General features: G+C 58.2%; 20 protein-coding genes. 6 read left to right on the top strand and 14 right to left on the bottom strand.

The features are described from left to right. Positions 1-70 precede the first annotated feature (70 nt). The 4 genes from N655_RS17075 to mqnE form a co-directional block, all read right to left on the bottom strand. The gene (locus tag N655_RS17075; protein WP_155987494.1) at positions 71-2,662 is read right to left on the bottom strand and encodes a hypothetical protein; all 2,592 of its coding nucleotides are present in this window, start codon (positions 2,660-2,662) and stop codon (positions 71-73) included. A gap of 245 nt (positions 2,663-2,907) precedes the next feature. Then, positions 2,908-3,771, bottom strand: coding sequence for a sugar phosphate isomerase/epimerase family protein (locus tag N655_RS0103230; RefSeq protein WP_026441835.1), 864 nt, complete (start codon positions 3,769-3,771; stop codon positions 2,908-2,910). A gap of 73 nt (positions 3,772-3,844) precedes the next feature. Beyond that, on the bottom strand, positions 3,845-4,369 hold the full coding sequence (locus N655_RS0103225) for a gamma carbonic anhydrase family protein (protein ID WP_026441834.1): 525 nt from the start codon (positions 4,367-4,369) through the stop codon (positions 3,845-3,847). A gap of 34 nt (positions 4,370-4,403) precedes the next feature. After that, a complete protein-coding gene (gene mqnE, locus N655_RS0103220; RefSeq protein WP_026441833.1) occupies positions 4,404-5,543 on the bottom strand; it encodes an aminofutalosine synthase MqnE in 1,140 nt (379 codons plus the stop codon). A gap of 182 nt (positions 5,544-5,725) precedes the next feature. Here mqnE and N655_RS0103215 point away from each other — a divergent pair, with 182 nt between their 5' ends. Next, the gene (locus N655_RS0103215) at positions 5,726-6,280 is read left to right on the top strand and encodes a hypothetical protein (RefSeq protein ID WP_155987493.1); all 555 of its coding nucleotides are present in this window, start codon (positions 5,726-5,728) and stop codon (positions 6,278-6,280) included. Positions 6,281-6,285: 5 nt separating this feature from the next. Here N655_RS0103215 and nusB read toward each other — a convergent pair whose 3' ends face one another. Both nusB and ribH read right to left on the bottom strand, forming a co-directional pair. After that, entirely contained in the window at positions 6,286-6,726 is a 441-nt protein-coding gene (gene nusB, locus N655_RS0103210; protein WP_026441831.1) for a transcription antitermination factor NusB, read from the bottom strand. Next, positions 6,723-7,586, bottom strand: a complete 864-nt coding sequence (ribH, locus tag N655_RS21020) for a 6,7-dimethyl-8-ribityllumazine synthase (RefSeq protein ID WP_081823548.1) — start codon at positions 7,584-7,586, stop codon at positions 6,723-6,725. The genes nusB and ribH overlap by 4 nt, the downstream gene beginning before the upstream one ends. A 102-nt stretch (positions 7,587-7,688) precedes the next feature. On the opposite strand from ribH, the gene N655_RS0103200 reads away from it, so the two are divergent. The 3 genes from N655_RS0103200 to N655_RS0103190 all read left to right on the top strand — a co-directional run bounded on the left by N655_RS0103200 (position 7,689) and on the right by N655_RS0103190 (position 10,022). After that, positions 7,689-8,321 carry a porin family protein gene (locus N655_RS0103200; protein ID WP_155987492.1) on the top strand — a complete coding sequence of 211 codons (633 nt, stop codon included), beginning with the start codon at positions 7,689-7,691 and terminating at the stop codon, positions 8,319-8,321. Positions 8,322-8,465: 144 nt separating this feature from the next. Further along, a complete protein-coding gene (locus tag N655_RS0103195; RefSeq protein ID WP_026441828.1) occupies positions 8,466-8,711 on the top strand; it encodes a hypothetical protein in 246 nt (81 codons plus the stop codon). A gap of 9 nt (positions 8,712-8,720) precedes the next feature. Continuing rightward, a complete protein-coding gene (locus N655_RS0103190) occupies positions 8,721-10,022 on the top strand; it encodes a DUF6895 family protein (RefSeq protein ID WP_026441827.1) in 1,302 nt (433 codons plus the stop codon). 28 nt (positions 10,023-10,050) lie between these two features. On the opposite strand, the gene N655_RS0103185 is transcribed toward N655_RS0103190, so the two are convergent. From N655_RS0103185 to N655_RS0103170, 4 genes are all read right to left on the bottom strand, one after another. Continuing rightward, positions 10,051-10,254 carry a cold-shock protein gene (locus N655_RS0103185; RefSeq protein WP_026441826.1) on the bottom strand — a complete coding sequence of 68 codons (204 nt, stop codon included), beginning with the start codon at positions 10,252-10,254 and terminating at the stop codon, positions 10,051-10,053. Between the two features lie 217 nt (positions 10,255-10,471). Further along, entirely contained in the window at positions 10,472-10,840 is a 369-nt protein-coding gene (gene rplT / locus N655_RS0103180) for a 50S ribosomal protein L20 (RefSeq protein WP_026441825.1), read from the bottom strand. A gap of 136 nt (positions 10,841-10,976) precedes the next feature. Next, complete coding sequence (rpmI, locus tag N655_RS0103175; protein ID WP_026441824.1) at positions 10,977-11,174, bottom strand: 50S ribosomal protein L35; 198 nt, start codon at positions 11,172-11,174, stop codon at positions 10,977-10,979. Positions 11,175-11,265: 91 nt separating this feature from the next. Beyond that, positions 11,266-12,453, bottom strand: coding sequence for an IS256 family transposase (locus N655_RS0103170; RefSeq protein ID WP_026441353.1), 1,188 nt, complete (start codon positions 12,451-12,453; stop codon positions 11,266-11,268). Between the two features lie 159 nt (positions 12,454-12,612). Here N655_RS0103170 and N655_RS0103165 point away from each other — a divergent pair, with 159 nt between their 5' ends. Beyond that, positions 12,613-13,878 carry a class I SAM-dependent rRNA methyltransferase gene (locus N655_RS0103165; protein WP_238324456.1) on the top strand — a complete coding sequence of 422 codons (1,266 nt, stop codon included), beginning with the start codon at positions 12,613-12,615 and terminating at the stop codon, positions 13,876-13,878. A 14-nt stretch (positions 13,879-13,892) separates the two neighbouring features. Here the strand turns inward: N655_RS0103165 and N655_RS17070 are convergent, their stop codons facing one another. After that, positions 13,893-14,231 (bottom strand): carboxypeptidase-like regulatory domain-containing protein, encoded by a 339-nt coding sequence (locus N655_RS17070; RefSeq protein ID WP_044933895.1) that lies wholly within the window; start codon positions 14,229-14,231, stop codon positions 13,893-13,895. Beyond that, on the bottom strand, positions 14,228-14,422 hold the full coding sequence (locus N655_RS0103155; protein WP_026441822.1) for a hypothetical protein: 195 nt from the start codon (positions 14,420-14,422) through the stop codon (positions 14,228-14,230). Before N655_RS0103155 ends, N655_RS17070 begins: the two co-directional genes overlap by 4 nt. Before the next feature lie 140 nt (positions 14,423-14,562). On the opposite strand from N655_RS0103155, the gene N655_RS0103150 reads away from it, so the two are divergent. Beyond that, a complete protein-coding gene (locus tag N655_RS0103150) occupies positions 14,563-16,020 on the top strand; it encodes a M20/M25/M40 family metallo-hydrolase (protein WP_238324455.1) in 1,458 nt (485 codons plus the stop codon). Positions 16,021-16,038: 18 nt separating this feature from the next. Here N655_RS0103150 and N655_RS0103145 read toward each other — a convergent pair whose 3' ends face one another. Continuing rightward, the gene (locus N655_RS0103145) at positions 16,039-17,094 is read right to left on the bottom strand and encodes a glycoside hydrolase family 43 protein (protein ID WP_081823546.1); all 1,056 of its coding nucleotides are present in this window, start codon (positions 17,092-17,094) and stop codon (positions 16,039-16,041) included. Positions 17,095-17,146: 52 nt separating this feature from the next. Then, positions 17,147-19,135 carry a serine hydrolase domain-containing protein gene (locus N655_RS17065; protein ID WP_044933893.1) on the bottom strand — a complete coding sequence of 663 codons (1,989 nt, stop codon included), beginning with the start codon at positions 19,133-19,135 and terminating at the stop codon, positions 17,147-17,149. Positions 19,136-19,223 lie beyond the last annotated feature (88 nt).

The raw sequence follows: 19,223 nt of genomic DNA, 5'->3' as shown, positions 1-19,223 counted from the left end.
AAGGGTGCAATTGCTGTGGAAAGGTGTGGAAGCTGCGGATTCCCGGGCCTGGAGATGGCCCGGGGGACGTTTATGGGCGGGGAGAAGCCGGCTGTTGCGGGGCCTGGCTTTGCGTCTGAGAGTTCTGCGTTTCCGGCCCTGGCTTTTGACTCTGCCCGGTCTCGACCGTGGGTGCGGACCCAACCTGCTGGGAAGGCGAAGCTGCAGCCGTGGCGGGCGCCAAGGCCACCCTCTGTGGCGCATAGGGCCGGGGCAGGACGGCCGTGCTGACAGCGTCGGGGTCATCACGTAGCTTCACGTATAGGGTCCCGTTGATCGGATGCGGAACCTGCAGGGCGTTTCCGGCAAAGCCATCGGGGACCTGCATGCCCTGGGAGAATTCAGAGTCAGAGGCGACGGCTTCCAACAGAAACAGGTTTGCACCCTTCAGCGTACACATCTGGGAGGGGCCGCCGGAGCATTGCAATGCTTCGAGTACCGGAAGGCGTACCAGAGTGGCCAGAGGTTGCCAGTCTCCAGGAGTACCATTTCCGCTGATTGGGCGGAAGCGCAGCGGGCCAAAGGCTGAAGCACCGAAGCTCCGGGCCGGATCAAGAGAGATGACGGCTGTTTTTGCGTCCTGGAGTGTGATCCCGCCATCGGCCATGCTTAGGGTCGTGTGGAAGGAACCATCGGCGGTCGATACTTCAATCTTCTCGTCAGGGAAAAAAGTTGCTGGCGTAACGGCTTTGACAGAGAAGGTGAGTCGGCTGTCCAGCGGGACCAGATTGGTATCCGTAAGCTGGATGTGGGTGGCCTTGACGGAATCGTCAGGCTGGATGCTCTTGCTTAGCAGGAGTACCTTGGGCCGCGGAGCGACCACTGAGGCCGGAACGTCCAGCGTCCGGCCGTCCTTCAAGGTCACCTGGGCCGTCGTTCTGATCCCGGCCTGCAAGGCAGCAGCCGATTTAGCATCTGCCTGGAGGGTGAGGGCATCGCCGGTTTCCGTGTTGGCGAGTTTTGCTGGTGTAAAGACCACGCCTTTGAGGTTCAGACTGGCGACTTCATCCAGGCGGTTCCCGGCCAGCACCCCCTCGGCATCGCCTGCGTTGATGGTGAAGCTTTCAAACTTTCCCGCCTCTTCGAGGCTGGTCAGGTGTATTTCCTGAGGCTGCTTCATGCCAGCCTGCTTTACCTGGAGCACAAGCGGGCCGGGGCTGGAGTCCTTGAGCGGCACCTTGAGTTCAAGCTGGTCCGGCTGGTCCATCTTCCAGGTGGTCGTAATTTCGCGCCCTGCGGCATCCTTTGCGGTCACTGAGTCTACGCAGGCCGCATCGCCGGAGGTCAGATGCAGGGTGTCGTCGCGTCCTACCACCAGGGCGTGTTTATCGGTGGCGGCCACCTCCCAGTGGGAAGACCTGCCGGTCTGGAAGTGGAAGACGGGGCCAGTGTAGGACTCAAAACCCCACCAGCCGTGAAGCGTGCCGGTGTCACTGTCGATATTCTCAAGCGGGATGCCGTGGGTGTCGGCCACGAAGCCGCCTTGTGCCGGGTCCGCCTTGACCGGAATGTCGATGTCTTTGCCGTTCCGGCCTTTGACCCGCAGGAACATGTCATGGGCATACTGTGTCGCAAAGGCGAGGGGCGCTCCCTCGGCAGGCAGGACGGGATTGTCCTTGGCGATACACTGCACCTGTTTTTCATCCACCGGACGGAGCGGGGGGAGATGCCCTTTGTCAATTGCGGGCAGGGCCATGACGATGACGGATTTTGGATTCCGGAAGGACGGAGGCGTGTTCAGCTTAAGCTCTACCTCATCATTCTGAATCACGTTCAGTGCCGGAATGTACTGATACTGTGCGGTGTGAAGGCCTTCGAGGATCTTGGCAATGTCCATGACGGAGGCGATGTAGGGGCTGTAGTATCCGGCGCCAGCCCGCTGCGTATAGCTGAGCTGCATGGCCAGGTCGCTCGATGCGCCGCTGGTCAGCGCGTCGGTCACGGAGAGGCTGTGCCCATCGTCCATAACAAGCTGGTCTTGCTTTTGGACAAGGCAGGATGCCTGCTGCTCGACGACTTTCTGTAGGCAGTCCTGGTCAAGCTTGATGCTCAGGCTGCGGGCCAGCAGCGGAGAGACGTCCTTCAGGCGGTCTGGGTTGGTTTCGTTGATCTTCCGGACCGCTTCCACATACGCATCCAGGCGGACGCGGTCCAGACTTAACTGGTTCAGGTCCTGCGAGGCGCGGACAAAGGAGCCGGGACGCGAATGGACAGCATCGCGGATGGCGCTGAAGTCTCCCCCTGTGGAAGGAGCAAAGAAGACCACAGCCTGCTGGGCCCCTTCCGGCACCGTGACATAGATGCCTTCTTCAGAGACCTTTTTGTCCCAGGTCTCGGCCTTATAAAACCATTTGTCCGGCGGAGGGTTGGTCGATCCCCGTAAAAACACCACGACCATGAGATAGCGGACGGACTGTCCAGGCGGAATCTGGGGGTGGATCCAGAGACGGTCTCCGGCTTGCAGGTTCGGCACCTTGCCAATGGGCAGGGTCTTGCCGGAGCGGGTGACGCGTACATCCACCTTCGGCCCGGCCAGATCAAAGGGCGCCAGGTCGGCAGCGGCCGTCAACGAAGCAACCACCAGCAGAGAAGCAACCAGAAGGCGAAACCGGGTCAACATCATAGGAAGAAAGTTTGGGCGAAGCTCTGTCCCCTTTAGATGCGGAAAAATCGCCCTCTTCTAGTTTATAGACAGGTACAGATAAAAGGGCGATAAAGCAACAAAGGGAATCCTTAGAAGGAAACCCACATTCTGCTCAAAAGCTGCGCTCAAAGGGCGGTTTGCCGGGGACGTCCTGGTTTTTCCAAGGTCGGAAATCTGCTGGGGCATCCGTACCTTATTTCAGTGTAATGAGCACCTTGCCGGGTTCAGGCCGACTGTCCCATCCCGGCCAGCACTCCGCGCATGTAAGCAAAACTCTTTGCAACCCCCGGCATGGGATCATCGCCGTGGACTTCATATTCCAGGTCGACAAACCCCTGATAGCGGATGGCAAGAAGCGCCTCAAAAATCGCGCGGACCGGCATTTGTCCATCACCGACGGCCACCTGACTGTCTTTCTCACGGAGATTGGCGAGGTCTTTCATGTGAATGTCAAAGACCCTGGGTCCGGCTTCGCGAATGGCCTGGGCCGGGTCAGTGCCTGTGCGTGCACAGTGGCCCACATCGATGCAGCAGCCCATTCTGGGATCCATGTTCCGGACCGCCTTCAAAACATCGAGTGGCGAAGGCCAGATTTTGTCTTCTGGCCCGTGGTTATGGATGGCAAAACGGATGTCATACTCTTTCACAAATTTCTCGATGCGCGGCAATGCCTGCGGCAGAGGGTCGCCGGCCACGATGACTTTGACTCCCGCGCGCTTGGCGTATTCAAAGCGGGAGCGGATGTCGTCGTCGTCATCTTTGGGAAAGTAGACTGCACCGACCGCTGTGAGCCGGATGCCATTTGCGGAATAGTCCTGAACGGCCGCCTCGGTGGCTTCCGGCGGAGACATGGGCAGATGGTCTTTCACATCCTTTGCGTTCAGGTTTGTGATTTTCAGGTCCTTCATGAACTGGACGAGGTGCGCGCGGTCAAACTCGCGGAAGGTGTAACTGCACAATCCAAGGCGGATCCGTGGCGCGGCCTGTGCTTCCGAGGGACCTTGCCGGGCGAAGACGAAGCGGGAAGAGGAACAGGCAGCGGCGGCCGTCATAACGCCGGCATGGAGAAAGTTTCTGCGCGTCAGCATGGCGGCATCATAAATTTCTGCCTGCGGTCGTGTCCAAGGAAGGAGGGGTGATCAGACCGCATGGCGGTATGGACTACTTCCAGTTTTTCTGCTCTTCGAGATAGATCTTTGTATAGTCCAGATAATTGCGGGCATATTTCAGGATCATCTCACGGTCGTCGGTGGTGAGCTCGCGCCGCACTTTGCCAGGTACTCCTGCCACGAGGGACTTTGGCGGGACCACCATATTTTCCGGGACGACGGCCCCGGCGGCGATCATGGAGCCTTCGCCGATGCGGGCGTTGTTCAGAATGACTGCTCCCATTCCGATGAGGCAAGCGTCCTCAATGGTGCAGCCATGGACGGTGGCATTGTGCCCGATGGTGACATAATCGCCGACGATCACCTTATACAGGTGACGCATTCCATGCAGGACGGCACAGTCCTGAATGTTGCTGTGTGCGCCGATGCGGATGGAGTTTACATCGCCGCGCACGACCGCATTCATCCATACGCTGGAGTGATGGCCAAGGACGACGTCGCCGATGACTTGTGCCGAGATGTCGATGTAGCAGTTTTCCGGAATGACCGGATTGTACCCCTGATAGGAACGAACCATGGTGGAGACCTCTGGGATGAGAGTCTGAAGCGGTCTAAACCGCGATTGTGAATGTATCTTCCGTGCGTGTTACTTCACGGTAGAGCGTGTCCCGCTCGAAGGGCTGGCAACCGGCTTGGCGAATGATCCGGACCAGGTCCTGGCGCCGCATTCCCTGCGGAGTGGTTGCGCCTGCATCGTGATAGATCTTCTCTTCAACCACGGTGCCATCAATATCATCAGCCCCGAAGCGCAGCGCGACCTGCGCGATCTGTGGGGTCATCATCTGCCAGTAGGCCTTGATATGGGGGAAATTGTCCAGCAGCAGGCGGCTTACGGCAATCTGGCGCAGGTCCATCATTCCGGTCGTGCGTGGAAGGTGTTCGAGCGGAGTGTGGTCTGGATGAAAGGCCAGTGGAATAAAAGTCTGGAAGCCGTGTGTTTCGTCCTGCAGCGCGCGCAGCTTGAGGAGATGGTCCACGCGGTCTTCGTCATTTTCTACGTGGCCATATAGCATCGTTGCATTTGATTTCAGGCCGAGCAGATGGGCGGTGCGGGCCGTCTCCAACCACTCGTCGCCATCGATTTTGTGGTCACAGATGATATGGCGCACACGGCTGGCGAAGATTTCAGCGCCACCTCCCGGCAGGGAATCCACGCCGGCATCGCGGAGTTTTTCGAGTGTCTCACGGACGGTGAGCTTCGCCCGGCGCGCCAGGAATGAGACTTCCACCATGGTAAAGGCCTTGATATGCACCTGCGGGAAACGCTCCTTCAGGCCGCGCACGAGGTCCAGGAAATACTGCAGGGGCAGATCGGGATGCAGGCCGCCGACAATGTGGAACTCGGTGACGGCCTCTGAGTAGCCGGAAGCCGCGGCGGCCCAGGCCTCTTCGAGCGCCATGGTATAAGCGCCGGGAGAGTCCTTCTTCCGGCCAAAAGCGCAGAGCCTGCACGCCGCCACACAAACGTTCGTGGGATTGATATGGCGGTTGACGTTGAAATACGCAATATCGCCGTGCAGATTTTCGCGCAGATGATTGGCCATCCAGCCCACGGCAAAGATGTCGTGCGAACGGTAGAGCGCAAGAGCGTCCTGGAAGCCGAGCCGCTCTCCGGCAAAGACCTTCTCAGCAACAGGAGCAAGCTGCGGATCCGAAGTGGTAAAGGGCCGTCGGTTGGATGGAAGCGTCATCTGTTCCCTCACTCTCTATGATACTGAATGGGCCATCGATGTGTGTTTTTCTGCTGCGGCAGGGAGGGAGGGTGCTGCGAGGGTGCAGAGGAGCATCGGAGTAGTTCCCCGCAGGTAGCCGTCACTGATAACATGCGGCAAAGAAGAAAATTTCCAGAAAATTTGTCATAAAGGCTTCCTGATTGCTTCAACGCATACGATTGCTGTTATTTCCGGTGCTCTGCCTGACCCTTCTCCCCGGCGCCGTCGCCACATCGCAGGGAGATGCGTCCCGGCCCGTGATTTTCCCTACGCTGAGTGTAGAGACCCTGGCCCGGACCAAGCTCAATCTTCCCTCAGAATTTGCCGGAAAAGTCAATCTTCTGCTCATCTACTTTGAGCCCGAACAGGCCAGGGCGGCCGACACATGGATGCCGGCGGCCGAGGCGCTCCAGCACATGAACTTCAACTTCCGGTACTACAAGATGCCGGTTTCCGGACCGGAAAACCTGATCTTCCGCTGGTGGGACAGCTCATCGCTGCGCAGCGTGGAGACAGACCCGGAGACCTGGCCCTGGGTGGTTCCGTTGTATGTGAACAAGCAGGATTTCCGGCGCGCGCTGAATATTCCGAATGAAAAGGACGTGGTGGCCCTTCTGGTGAACAGGAGTGGGCAGGTTCTTTGGCGTTCTTCCGGGCCGCTCAGCGAGGAGAAAAAGGCGGCCCTGTCCAACGCAGTGACGACAGCAACGCGGTAAAGGGCTCAGGTGGTCGGGGAAGAGGAATACCTGACTTTGGCGACCGCATCGAGCACACCATTGAGAAAATGGATGGACTCGGGGGCAGAATAGCGGCGTGCAATCTCCAGGGCCTCGTTGATGATGATGGGCGCAGGAGTGCCGGGAAAACCGATCATCTCTGCCACAGCCATGCGGAGGACATTGCGGTCCACGCTGGCCATGCGGTCCAGGCGCCAGTTGGCCGAGTGCTTTTCAATCAGCTCGTCCACCTGCGGTCCACGGGAAACCACGATCCGGAAGAGGTCTTCAGCAAATCCGCGCACGTCAGGTTCAAGGCCGGTTTCTTCCCGGGCCTTCCAGAAGGTCCGGCGGACCTCGTCGGGGGTCTGTTTGCCCATATCGAGTTGAAAGATCATCTGCATGGCCAGCTCGCGTGCCTTGCGTCGTTTTCCGGGGGCGCTCATTTCGCGGCAGCTCCGGTTTCCAGTTTGCGATGCAAAGAGACCATCTCAATGGCAGCGGCAGCGGCCTCAAAGCCTTTATTGCCCATCTTGAGGCCAGCGCGATCGAGCGCCTGTTCGAGGGTTTCGCAGGTAAGTACCCCGAAGGTGTGGGGAATTCCGGTTTCCTGCTGGGACTGGCCGATGCCCCGCGCCACTTCGTTGTAGATGGCTTCATAGTGGGCCGTCTCGCCGCGTAGCAGAACGCCGAGGGTGATGATGGCGTCAAAATTCCCGGATTCGGCGGCCTTTCGCGCAGCGGAGGGAATCTCCCAGGCGCCGGGAACGCGCAGGATCCTGACGTTCTCTTTTCTGGCCCCGCTGCGCAGCAGAGCATCGAGCGCACCTTGCAGCAGGCGGTCGGTGATGACCGCATTCCAGCGGGAGACGACAATCGCAAAGCGCATTCCCTCTGCGGAGAGGTCGCCTTCGAGCGCTATTGGCTTGCCTTTCAGAGGATCGATCCATTCCCAGAAGGTGAAGGAAGCGGCCGGGGGCAGTTCGACGGTAAAGAGGCGCGAATTCCAGTCTGTTTCAGAAATTTCGCTGATGCGGGAAGCAGTCGTGTTCTGCTTGAGCCATCGACTGGCCACTTCGCGGACAGAATCCAGGCTGGTGACTTCAATCAGAATGGTGGAAGAAGCGGGGAGGCTTCCCAGCACAAACTCAAGATTGCCTAGTGGAGCGAGAAAAGAGCTGCCCCGGCCATCACTGGTCTCCCAGCCTTTGCCTTTTTCAAACCCAAGCGCGGAAAAAAATCCTGCCAGTTGGTCAAATTCTGCCGGAGTGCTGGTCTGCTGCACTACGGTAACGGCCTTAATCATAATTTGACTTTATCAGCGCAGGGGACAAAGCGGAAATTGCATCCCCGGGGGTTCCTCCCCTTTCGGACGCAACAATCGTCTACTATGACTATGGGAGACCAGATGTTGGCAAATTTCCGGAATTGGTGGAAGTCTTCGTTCTTATTTGTTGCGCTGCTGGGATGGGTCGTCTTCACCGTTACGGCGCGGGCGCAAAACCCTGCTCACGTTTTTCACAACAGCGACATTTCCGTGAGCGCTTTTGGCCAGTTCACTCAATCGGTGAGTGGGGACGGTGTGACGGTGGACCCCACGAAGTCTGTGGGCGGACAGGCGGCCTTCCGGCACATTTACCACCCGTGGATGGGATTTGAGGCAAGCTACGGGTATACGCGCTACACGGACAACTACTCGTCCAATGTTTTTGGCGTGCAGCACAATGTGCATGAGTTTGGCGGGTCCTACCTGGTAAGCGCTCCGGGACTTCTCGGCATCAAGCCTTTCGGGCTGGCCGGAGTGAGCGCCCTGCTCTTTTCCCCATCGCTGAATGGAGGACAGCGGGCCAGCGCGCAGGCAAAGCCTGCCTTCAACTTTGGCCTGGGCGTGAACGCTCCTCTTCTGACGTCGCACTTTGGGGTGCGGGTGCAGTACCGGGCGTTATACTATCCCACTCCGGATTATGACGATGTGCGCTACAAGACGGGGACCTGGCGTCTGACCAGTGAGCCGATGGTCGGGTTGTATCTGAAATTTTAGAGTACCTGCGTTCATGGATGACCCGCTGCGATTCGCGGCGGGTTTTCTTTTGTGCTGAAACAGATTTCTTTCTGCCGGCACCATCCTCACAGTCGCGGGAATCTCCCCTCTACGCAATTCCGCGAGAGACAAGGAGAAATTCACATGGGAAATATTGATCAGCACAGAAAGATCGTCAAGCAACTGCTTGATACGAAAGCTGTTGATTTTGCCGCCATTGGCAAGGCCGTCAGCGAACTTGGACCATCACTTGCAGTGGCCGAGGAGCCGTGGGACTTTTTCTGCGGAACCAATCGCATTTTTATTCACATTTACCGCATCTACAATCCGGGCACTCCGGTGGAAGACCTGGGCTCGCTTGCGGCCAACGCAGGCGAACTTCGCCAGTAACGAGGGAGCATGGCAGAAGCGAGAGGACCTGCCCAGCGGCAAAGCCGGACCGACGATCTTGTCCGCCGCCTCTGCCATGCTCTTGATATCGCAAAACTTACAGTGGAGCACTTGGTCCCGGATGGATATATAGACAGCACGGATTCCACAAAAAATGTTCGTCCGGAAAAAATCCTTTCTGAAACCGCCGTCCTGCTTCTTGCTGCGGGGCAGGTCGTGCAACCTGAAATTCAGGAACGAGTAAAGGGCATTGCTCACGGTCTTGCTCCTCATGCACGCAACGAGCGGGCCAGGCTGGGCGTATGTGTAGAACCGTCTGCGGCGTGGGAATATGCGTTAGGGCATCTTTGTTTGAATCGCCTTGGGTACCCGGATGCAGCGTTTGACGCATTGCTGCAACATGCACTCGGTTCGCGGGCCAGTGCAGGACGTGAGCGCGTTCCGCACCGCATGTTGGAAAAAGAATGGTCCGCATTAGGAGTGCCCAGGCTTGCATCGAACAAGCGGCGCTCGGAAATGGCACATTTGTCCATTCTGAACCATTCGATGGACCTGCTGTCCTGCAGGCGCGAGGACATGTATGCCTTTACTCATGCGTTGATGTATGTCACCGATTTCGGTATCCACCCTGTGCCGCTGCCTCGTCCGCGCCATGTGCTGCTGGCAGAGGCTGAAGCGTTGCTGGCATATTGTCTCGATCAGCAGGACTATGATGTTGCAGGCGAGATCCTCTTAACCTGGCCGCTGACGGGAGAACCGTGGAGTCCTGCGGCCACATTTGCCTTCCGAGTACTTGCGCATGTGGAAGACAAGGCCGGATTCTTGCCGACTCCGGGGACCCGCATCTGTGAGATTGAAGCGCGATCTGGAACTGAACGAACACGATATAGACTGGCGACTGCGTATCATACGGCATATGTGATGGGACTTCTATGTGCTGCTGTGCTGTCTCAGGGACATATGCCACCGGCAGAGGTCTCGGAGGGGGACGCAAAGGCGGGAGGTTCCGATCATCTGCTTCGGTTTCTTGAAGCAGATGAGGAGTATCGCCCGCATTGGCGCGATACATTTGATCCGCTTACTTCGCAGCAAAAAGACGCCCTGTCCGGGTTCCTGCTGCATATCGCACTGCGCAGGAAGGCGATGCAGCGCGACTACGGGGGCTTTTGCAGGCACTTCAGATGGCATGCAATTTGGACCTGGCTGATGGGCCATGCGCGGTCCAGGCAGTGGAGCTGCTGGACCGCCTTGCAAGGTACTCAGAATGTGTCCATCCGGCCTAAAACACAATGGCCCCGGTCCATGTCCTGACCGGGGCCACTTTGAACAAATCCGCGGCTTAGGCAGCCTGAACGTTTTCGGCCTGGAAGCCTTTGGCGCCCTTCACTACATTGAACTGGACGCGCTGGCCTTCCTGCAGGCTGCGGAATCCGTTTGAGTTAATCGCGGAGAAGTGCACGAAGATGTCTTCGTTGTTCGCATCACGGGTGATAAAGCCAAAACCTTTGGCATCGTTAAACCATTTCACTGTACCCTGTTCCATTTTGGGTGTTCCTTTGAATTGAGATGTCGCTGAAAAACGGGAAGGTAGAAGGGCAGGGTATTGCTGGATGGCATTCCGTGCTTACAAAAACCCACTCGATGTTTGAGCGTTAAATTGATTATACAGATTTTCTTCAAACGTGCGGGAAAATGATTGAAAATCTTGCAAAAAGGGGAAAGGGCGCGAAAAACGCGCCCTTTCCCTAGAAGTTGGCCCTTTAGGCAGCGGCCTGGGACAAGGCAGCCTTGGCCTGTTCGACCAGGGCGGCGAAGCCGGGAGCATCGTTGACGGCGATGTCGGCCAGGATTTTGCGGTCAAGCTCGACGCCGGCTTTTTTGAGGCCATTGATGAACTGCGAGTAGCTGATGCCATTCTGCTGGGCGGCGGCATTGATGCGCACGATCCAGAGCGAGCGGAACTGGCGCTTTTTCTGGCGGCGGCCAGAGTAAGCGAATTTGAGTCCGCGCTCAACGGCCTCCTGGGCGGCCTGGTAAAGCTTGGATTTTGTAAGGAAATAACCTTTGGCGCGCTTCAGGATCTTTTTGCGCCGGTCGGTGCGTTTGGTTCCACGTTTAACGCGGGGCATTGCTTTGTTCTCCTTTTTGCGTTTCGTTTCGCGGCTGGAGGCAGGAGCTTGCGCTTTGACCTCTTCACTCGCATTCTTACCTGAATGTCTCGGTCCAATGACCGGGGCGGCTGGAACGCTTTACCAGCTACCGGAATCAGGCGTACGGAATCATGCGGGCCACCTTCGCGTGGTCGGCGTCAGAGACATAAGCGGGGGCGGAAAGCCGGCGCTTGGTCTTGACCTCCTTCGACGTGAGGATATGGCGCATTTTGGACTGGCCACGCTTGATTTTGCCCGTGGCCGTCTTTTTGAAGCGCTTGGCCGCGCCCCTGTGAGTCTTCAGTTTGGGCATGGTTATCCTGCTCGGAAAGCTATCGATACAACAGTTCTTAGTATACGGGATTCCGCAGATTTGGGCCACGGGGGAAAGGGTTTGGGTGACGTCAAGCTGCTTGTGTAAATACGCGGAGGGTGCGGTTTTTCCATTCCAGATTGAATCTCTGGAAGATGGAGTAGATGATTCGGTCCACGGACTGCACGTTGACGAAGCAAACCATGGGCCTGGTTCTTCGACGCACTTCGACGAAGCAGCGTTCAATGATGTTGGTGGTGCGCAGCTTGCGCCACAGGTGCTTGGGAAAATGGTAGAAGACCAGCAGGTCGGGCAGATCGCGTTCCAGTTGCCGCACCATGGTGGGATATTCCCGGCGCCAGCGGCGGCTGAAGGCGCGCGCGGCAGCCTCGGCCTGACGGCGGCTATCGGCCAGATAGATGGCCTGGGCATCCAGCTTGACGGCATCATGGTCGCGCTTGCGCACCTTGTCGAGGATATTGCGCATCTTGTGCACCCAGCAGCGTTGATGGGCTACGCGGGGATAGACGGTCTGGATGGCGGCAGCCAATCCGGGGCAGCCGTCGGTGACGATCAGCAGCAGCTTGTCGCCCTTCAGACCGCGCCGGTAGAGATCCTCAAGCAACGCCTCCCAGTGAGCCTGACCCTCACCCTGGGTGCGCAGAAAGCCGAGCAGTTGCCGGGTGCCGTCCCGGCGCACGCCGTAGGCCACCAGCATCTGCACATGCTGCCGTCCCGCCGGCCGGCGCACCTTCAACGCCACGCCATCCAGAAACAGGTAAGCCCATTCGTCCTGCAGGGCGGCTCGATGAAACTCCCGCACCGCCTGATCCAGATCACGCGTCAGCCGCGAGACGGTCTGGGCACTGATCGTCTCGCCCGTCAAAGTGGCCACCAGCCGACCCACCTGGCGGGTAGAGATGCCGCGCAGAAACGCCTCCCGGATGAGTATGGCCAGCTCCGGCGCCCGGCGTTGGAACTTCTCCATCGCCCGGGGAAGAAAGCTCTTGCCGCGGGCCCGCGCCACGCGCAGCCGGATGGTGCCGAAGCGGGTCACAAAATCCCTCTCGTAATAGCCGTTACGGTACTGTCCCGGCTTGCGCGTTCCCCGTTCGTAGCTGTCCCAAACTGCATACTGATCGCGCAACCGCTCCGATTCCGCTTCCAGAAATCGCTTCCAGGCCACCTGCGTCTTCTGCTCCAGGTCGCCCCAGAAGCTCTCCTTCAGGTTGGTCAAGAAGTGCTGAAAATGCTCGGTGATCGATACAATCTTCGCCATGGGTGTAAGGCTCCTTTTCAAGTTCGGCTTTAGCTCGTCAGGCCAAAGCCACCTTACACCCTCCTGCCTTTTACACAATCGAAGTTACGTCACCAAGGGTTTGCCGAAAAGCGGGAGCAGGGGCCGGCTTGCACCACCAGATATGCAAAGATGGAACAGATGCCGTCCCGTATTCCAAAGCAGAGCCTGAAAGGGTCCGCAAAAGAGTTCCCTGTGGAGTCCTCCGGCCCGGTGGCCTTTGTCTCGCGTCGCGCCGCAGACCGGCTGCGGGCCGGGCATGTATGGGTCTATCGGTCTGATGTAGAGGAGATTGCAGGCGAGGCCGGACCGCTTGTGACGGTGGCTGACCCGCGCGGCCTTTTGCTGGGGACGGCGCTCTACAGCCATGCTTCCCAGATTGCGCTGCGCATGGTTAGCGGGGAGCTGCTGGGGGAAGCGGAATGGATGGATCTGCTGCGGAAGCGCCTGAGGGCGGCCGTTGCACTGCGCAAACCTTTGCTGACCCAGGAGACGAATGCCTGCCGACTGGTCTTCAGCGAGGCCGATGGCCTTCCTGGGCTGATTGTGGACAAATACGGAGACCTGGTCATTCTGCAATTGCTGACACGGGCGCTGGACAGGGATGCGGTGAGACAGGCGATCGTGGGTGTTCTGAAAGAGGAACTGGCTCCGGCGACGGTGGTGGAGCGGTCCGATCCGCGGATCCGCGAACTGGAGCAAATGAGCACGCCGCCGGCCGCTCCACTGTATGCCGCAGATTCCGAGCATCCACGGACGCAGACAGATTTTATGGTGAATGGGCTCCGCTTTTTTTATGACGCGAATGCGGGACAGAAAACAGGTGCGTTCCTCGACCAGAGAGAAAATTATGCTGCGGCGGCACGATATGCGCATGGAGAGGCACTGGACATCTGCACCTATCAAGGAGGCTTTGCGCTGCATCTGGCGCAAAGCTGTCCTCGCGTGACCGGCGTAGATGTTTCGCGGGCCGCGCTGGAGGTAGCGGAGAAAAATCTGGCCGCGAATGAGTCGGTCCTGCGAGGGTCCCATGTGGAGTGGTTCGAGGCCAATGCTTTTGATCTGCTGCGGGACTGGAGTGATTCCGGGGCGGCCTATGACACAATCGTGCTCGATCCACCGGCCTTTGCAAAATCCAGGCGCGCTGTGGAGGGTGCGGTGCGGGGATACAAGGAGCTAAATCTGCGTGCGCTGAAGATGCTGCGGCCGGACGGCGTGCTGGTGACGTGCTCGTGCTCCCATCATGTTTCGCTGGCCGAGTTTCAACAGGTGGTGGCGGCAGCAGCCGGGGACGCAGGCCGTCGTTTACGCCTGCTGGAGCGCCGGGGAGCGGCGCAGGACCACCCGGTCATACTGACGATTCCGGAGACAGAGTACCTGAAATGCCTGATATGCCGGGTGGAGTGACCAGGACCGGACGTTCAGCCCTTGATGTGCAGATCAATCACCAGCTGCTTCTTTGAGTTAAACGAACTGATGTTTTTCTTTTCGCTTTTGCTTCCTTTGTATTCGGCCCAGATCTGATAATCCACGTCTGTGGACAGCTGTCCGAAGCGGTAGCTGCCATCCTGGGTGGAGATAAAGGTCTTTACATTGTTGGTCTTGCTGTCCTGCAAATAGACGACCGCACCACTGACCGGAGCATTCTGTGCGTAGACCTTACCTTCTACCGAACGGGTGCTTTGCGCGATGGCGGCGAAGGAGAGCAGAAAAGTGACGGCCAGAGCAGCAGCAAGGGCGGTCTTATGAAACAGCTTCATTCCTCATCCTCTTCCTCTGAGTAGTCCTCCTCTTCATCCTCATAGTCTTCGTCTACTTTTGCAAGCTCCAGAGGATCTGTGGCCACCACTTCAAACTCATGGCCACATTCATCGCAGACGACCACATCGCCTTCTTCCACTTCTTCTTCTTCAAAATCAAGTACGCTCTCACATTCAGGACAAGTCGGCATAAATTCCTCCCCATTTACAAATCGGAGTATTAGGATGATTCCAGCAATTCACCGGATGCAACTTCGTTAGTTTTTAAAGAGAATCCGTTCTTCCGTCAAGAGTTGCTTGCGGAATGGTTTTTCACTTCAGGTTTAAGTCGATGAATGTTTACGCCAGGGTCATTTTTCTTACAGCCACCATGGTTTTCCTTTCCAGAGTTTCAGACGGAGCTGCCAGCAAACAGGAAGCCGGTGCGATCGTGACAGACCTGCACGCCGTCGGCGCGCCCATCCGCCCTGCGCCGGCAGATCCGGCGATTGCACATGCATTGCAGCAGATTTCTGCCCAGCGTGTACAACATACCATTGAAACACTGGTGGGCTTCCATACACGCAATACGCTTTCCAGCATGGAGACGGATCTGCCAAAAGGGCAGGGAATACAGGCGGCGGCCGACTGGATTGCCTCGGAATTTCAAAGGTATTCGGAGGCCTGCGGCGGCTGCCTTGAGGTTAGACGCGACACCTTTACGGAAAGTCCACAGAGCCGGATTCCGCGGCCAACGGTGATTACGAATGTCTATGCAATCCTGCGCGGCCGAGACCCAGCGCAGGCAAAACGCATGTATCTGGTGACGGGACACTATGACTCGCGCAACTCCGATACGCTGGATGACCATGGCTATGCCCCGGGTGCCAATGATGATGCTTCCGGCGTGGCCGTAAGCCTGGAGTGTGCGCGCGTGCTGTCGCAGCTGAGGCCGGCGGCCACGATCGTCTTTGCCGCCGTTGCCGGCGAAGAGCAGGGGCTGAATGGCAGCCGGCATCTGGCAAGGCTGGCCAAAGCTGAAGGATGGCAGCTGGAAGGGGTCCTGAACAATGACATTGTGGGCGGGAATACGACCCCAGGGGACCGGCTCCAGGACAAATCCGCGGTACGGGTCTTTTCTGAAGGGATCCCGGCCAGCGCTACCCCAGAGCAGGCGAAGCTGATGGAATCGCTGGGGTATGAGAGCGATTCATCCTCACGGGAGCTGGCCCGAGCTGTGTATGACATCAGCCAGACGTACTTCAGGGCGACAAAGGGCAGTCCTCCCTTTCATCCGGTGCTGGAGTTTCGTCGCGACCGCTTCCTGCGCGGAGGAGACCACTCCTCCTTTAATCAGGAGGGCTTTGCCGCGGTCCGCTTCACTGAATGGAGAGAGGACTTCAATCATCAGCACCAGAATGTCCGGACTGAGAATGGAGTCGAGTACGGGGACCTGCCAAAATTTGTGGACTATGAGTATGTGGCGCATGTGGCCGCGTTGAATGCGGCCACGTTGGCCACCCTGGCCTCGGCACCGCCGGCCCCGGTAGAGGTCCGCGTGGTGACGAAGAATCTGGACAATCATTCCACGCTGGAATGGAAAGACGGTCCCGGGGCTACCGCGGGTACGCGATACGAGATTGTATGGCGTGAGCTGGCATTTCCGGTGTGGCAGTTTTCCCTTACCGTGCCGGAGGGTGAGCATCGTAGCACGCTGCCAGTCTCCAAAGACAATGTCATCTTTGGCGTGCGGGCGGTAGACCGGGCCGGACACCGCAGCCCGGCCGTGGCTCCCTTGCCGGAAAGGTAGAAGGACATGCCCGCATAGCTATGGCTGCGTGGTTCCGGAGGGGCGGGGCAGGGGCTGACCGAGGGGAACGGGCCTGCCGAAGTCAGGTGTTCCGTCGGCATTCCACGTAAAGGGCTGGATGCGCGGTGAGCGCTGGTTGCCACAACCCTCGTTGGGGCCGGGATTCGCGTGATAAATGATCCAGTTTTCCCTGCCATCAGGAGAAGTGAAAAAGCCGTTATGTCCGGGGCCGAAGGCGTGGGCAGCAGGGTCAGTCTTGAAAAAAGGATGGTCGAACTTTTTCCAGCTTGCGGCATCCAGCAGATTGGATTGACCATCGGCCTCAACCACGCCGAGAGAATAAAAATCTGTCCAGCAGCCTGATGCGGAAAAGACGATAAAGATTTTTCCATCATGGATGAGCGCTTCCGGGCCTTCGTTGACGCTGACATGACGGCCCGGCAGATCGCCGTGGGTTTCCCAGGCATAGGTGGGCGCCGAGATCAGCGTGCGAGGGGAATCAATGGTCCAGGGGTTGCTCATGTGGGCAAGAAAGATGTCCTGCTCGCCGTCGGTGTCGCCTTTCCATCCAGACCATATCAGGTAGTGCTGACCGTGCCAGGTAAACATGGTTGCGTCAATGGCCCACTTGTCGGTGGCGTCTTTGACCTGTCCTTTCAGCTTCCAGGTGCCCTGGATGGGGTCGTCGCTGCTGTTTTCGACGACATAGATGCGGTGCGAGGCGTTGTCTCCCGCATCAGAAGCAAAGTAGATGTACCACTTGTTCCCCCAACGGTGCAGCTCAGGTGCCCACAGGTCGTGCGACCATGGATGGCCGGGCGCGGGGGTCCAGACGGTCCGGGTTTCGGCGTGACGGAGGTCTGTGATGTCTTTGGTTTTGCGCAGAGTGAGATTGGAGCCTGTTGAGTTGGAGTAATAGTAGAAGCCCTTCCACCAGATGATCCAGGGATCTGGTCCGGTTTCCAGCAGGGGATTGGTAAAAGTCGCCCCAGCGGACTGGGCCGGCAAAGGCCGGGTGAAAGACACAAGGGCCAGGAAGGCGGCCAGAGTAAGCAGAAAGGACTTCGGATTCATGGTTCGGCTCCAGAAAAATGGTGCAACATCTCCACCATACAGGCAGATTCTGCTAAAAGCGTGCTGCCAGACCCAGGAGGTGCCACTGCAGAGCAAAGACGCTCAGGACCATGCAGGCAATCGCCACAACGGAGTATTTGATTTTGGTGATGGACCGTACGTCGGCCGCCTTCCAGATGCGGATTCCGGCAACAGCAGCAAGTAGGCTAAAGAAGATGGCCAGCATGGTGACTGCATGGACGAGATAGAAATATTTGTCCCAGGCGGAAGTCGGCGGCATCATGTCATCGGCAGAAACAATGACAGAAAAAAGCGCCAGCAGTAATCCGCTCCATGTCCATGCAGCAGCGCGCGAAGAGAGGGGAAGCCAGCGTGTCCCGGGCTGGGGTGCTGGCAGGCCGCGCTTGCGCAGGAAGAGCCGCCGCCAGAGACGAAGCAGGCTGGCCACCACGACTGCCAGCAGAACGGCGAGACAGGCTTCCACAACGGTGAGCACGAGCTCTGCATTCTCGCACCAGGGTACGCGCTGCATCTGCACACCGGGGAAGTCAAAGGCAAGACGGACAATGGCACCTTGGTCATTGCGGATGGTGAACAGGCGCCGCTGGCCGTCGATTTCCTGCCATAGGTCAGGACTGAGCGGCTTCCATTTCACTGGGTGCCCGCGGAGGTCCTTGATGTCCTGGATTTGCAGGACGCCGTCTTTGTCGACGGAGGCCTTGCGCTGAGACCAGAGATTCATGAGGCGAAATCCGGTGCTGTCCTCGCGGCGGGTGGTCAGGTAGGTGCCGGCGACGGCCTTCCGTTGGGCCAGCGGAAGGTTGGCGAAGGCCTGCTTTTCATGGCTGGGGAAATAGCGGTCGGAAAACAGGTTGATGATTTCGGGACGGGGCTTGTCCGCCCCGCCAGCTGAGTTGTAGGAAACAAAGAGGACCAGACGATTCACGGGCTCGATAAAGAAGAGGCTGTGAAAGGCGACGAGGTCGCCTTCATGGCCGATCCAGTGAAGGCCATTCCGCCACATCTGATAGAAGCCCATGCAGATGGGCGGCATCTGGTCGCTGGCGCGGTATTGCGGGGTCCACATGGCGGTGACCGTATCCGGTTTCAGAATGCGATGGCCATCGAGCTCCCCGCCATTCAGAAAGGCCATTCCGAAACGGCCCATGTCGGCAGCAGTGGAAGAGAGGCCGCCTGCGCCTGCTGGATGCACGACTTCAAAGCCCACGGGAGGTCTTTCCGTATTCTCGTGGTAGCCGGTGGAAACGTACGGCGCGAGCTCCTGCGGCGGAGGTTGAACGAACGTTGAATGCGTCATTTCGAGCGGGGCAAAGATATGCTCCTGCACGTATTGTTCGAAGGGCTCTCCGCTCAGGCGCTGGACGATATAGCTGGCCAGACCGACACCATAATTGGAATAGGCTGGAACTTCTCCGGGTGGAAAGATCCGCATGGGCTGGTTGGCAATCAGATATTGGCGCAAAGGGATGTCCTTCGCTGGGTGGACCGTAATCAGGTCGCGGTCCGTTTCCTCAAAGCCCGCGGTGTGGGTCATCAGATGGCGCAGAGTGATGGGTCTTCCGAAGGCAGGTCGAATCCGGAAGTCCAGGTATTGGTTGATGTCCGTATCGAGGTTGAGCCTGCCCTGTTCTTCCAGCTGCATGATGGCTGTCCAGGTAAAAAGTTTGGAGATAGATGCCAGGCGAAACATGGTGGTGGCCGGGTCTACGGGCCTTTTTGTTTTCAGGTCAGCGTAGCCATACCCTTTGAGCAAAAGGACACGGCCATCTTTCATGACCAGGACGGATGCCCCGGCAATGTCGGATCGCTCAAGCTGGAGCGGGAGGATTCCATCAAAGAATGTCTCAAGATCTGCCGGCTCCAGGGCGTGCGCGGCAGAGGGTGTGATGGATGGAAGATTTGCCCCTGCGCCGTCTTGGGCTGGCGAAGTGGGGGACTTGGCGGGAACGGCGGACGGCGTTGGTGGCGTGACAGGCAATAGAAGGACCAGGGGGAAAACAGCCATTCCTAAAAATCGCATGATGTGCTCCGGGTTCCTGAATGCGCCTTATTGTATCGTGCGGTGCCGGCGCTACTGGTCTGCTGTAGAAGCCCGCGCGTTTTCCTGA

It is taken from the genome of Pseudacidobacterium ailaaui, assembly GCF_000688455.1.
Lineage (GTDB): Bacteria > Acidobacteriota > Terriglobia > Terriglobales > Acidobacteriaceae > Pseudacidobacterium > Pseudacidobacterium ailaaui.
Note: the sequence above shows the minus strand (reverse complement) of the source record. Positions and strands in the feature narration are given on the sequence as shown.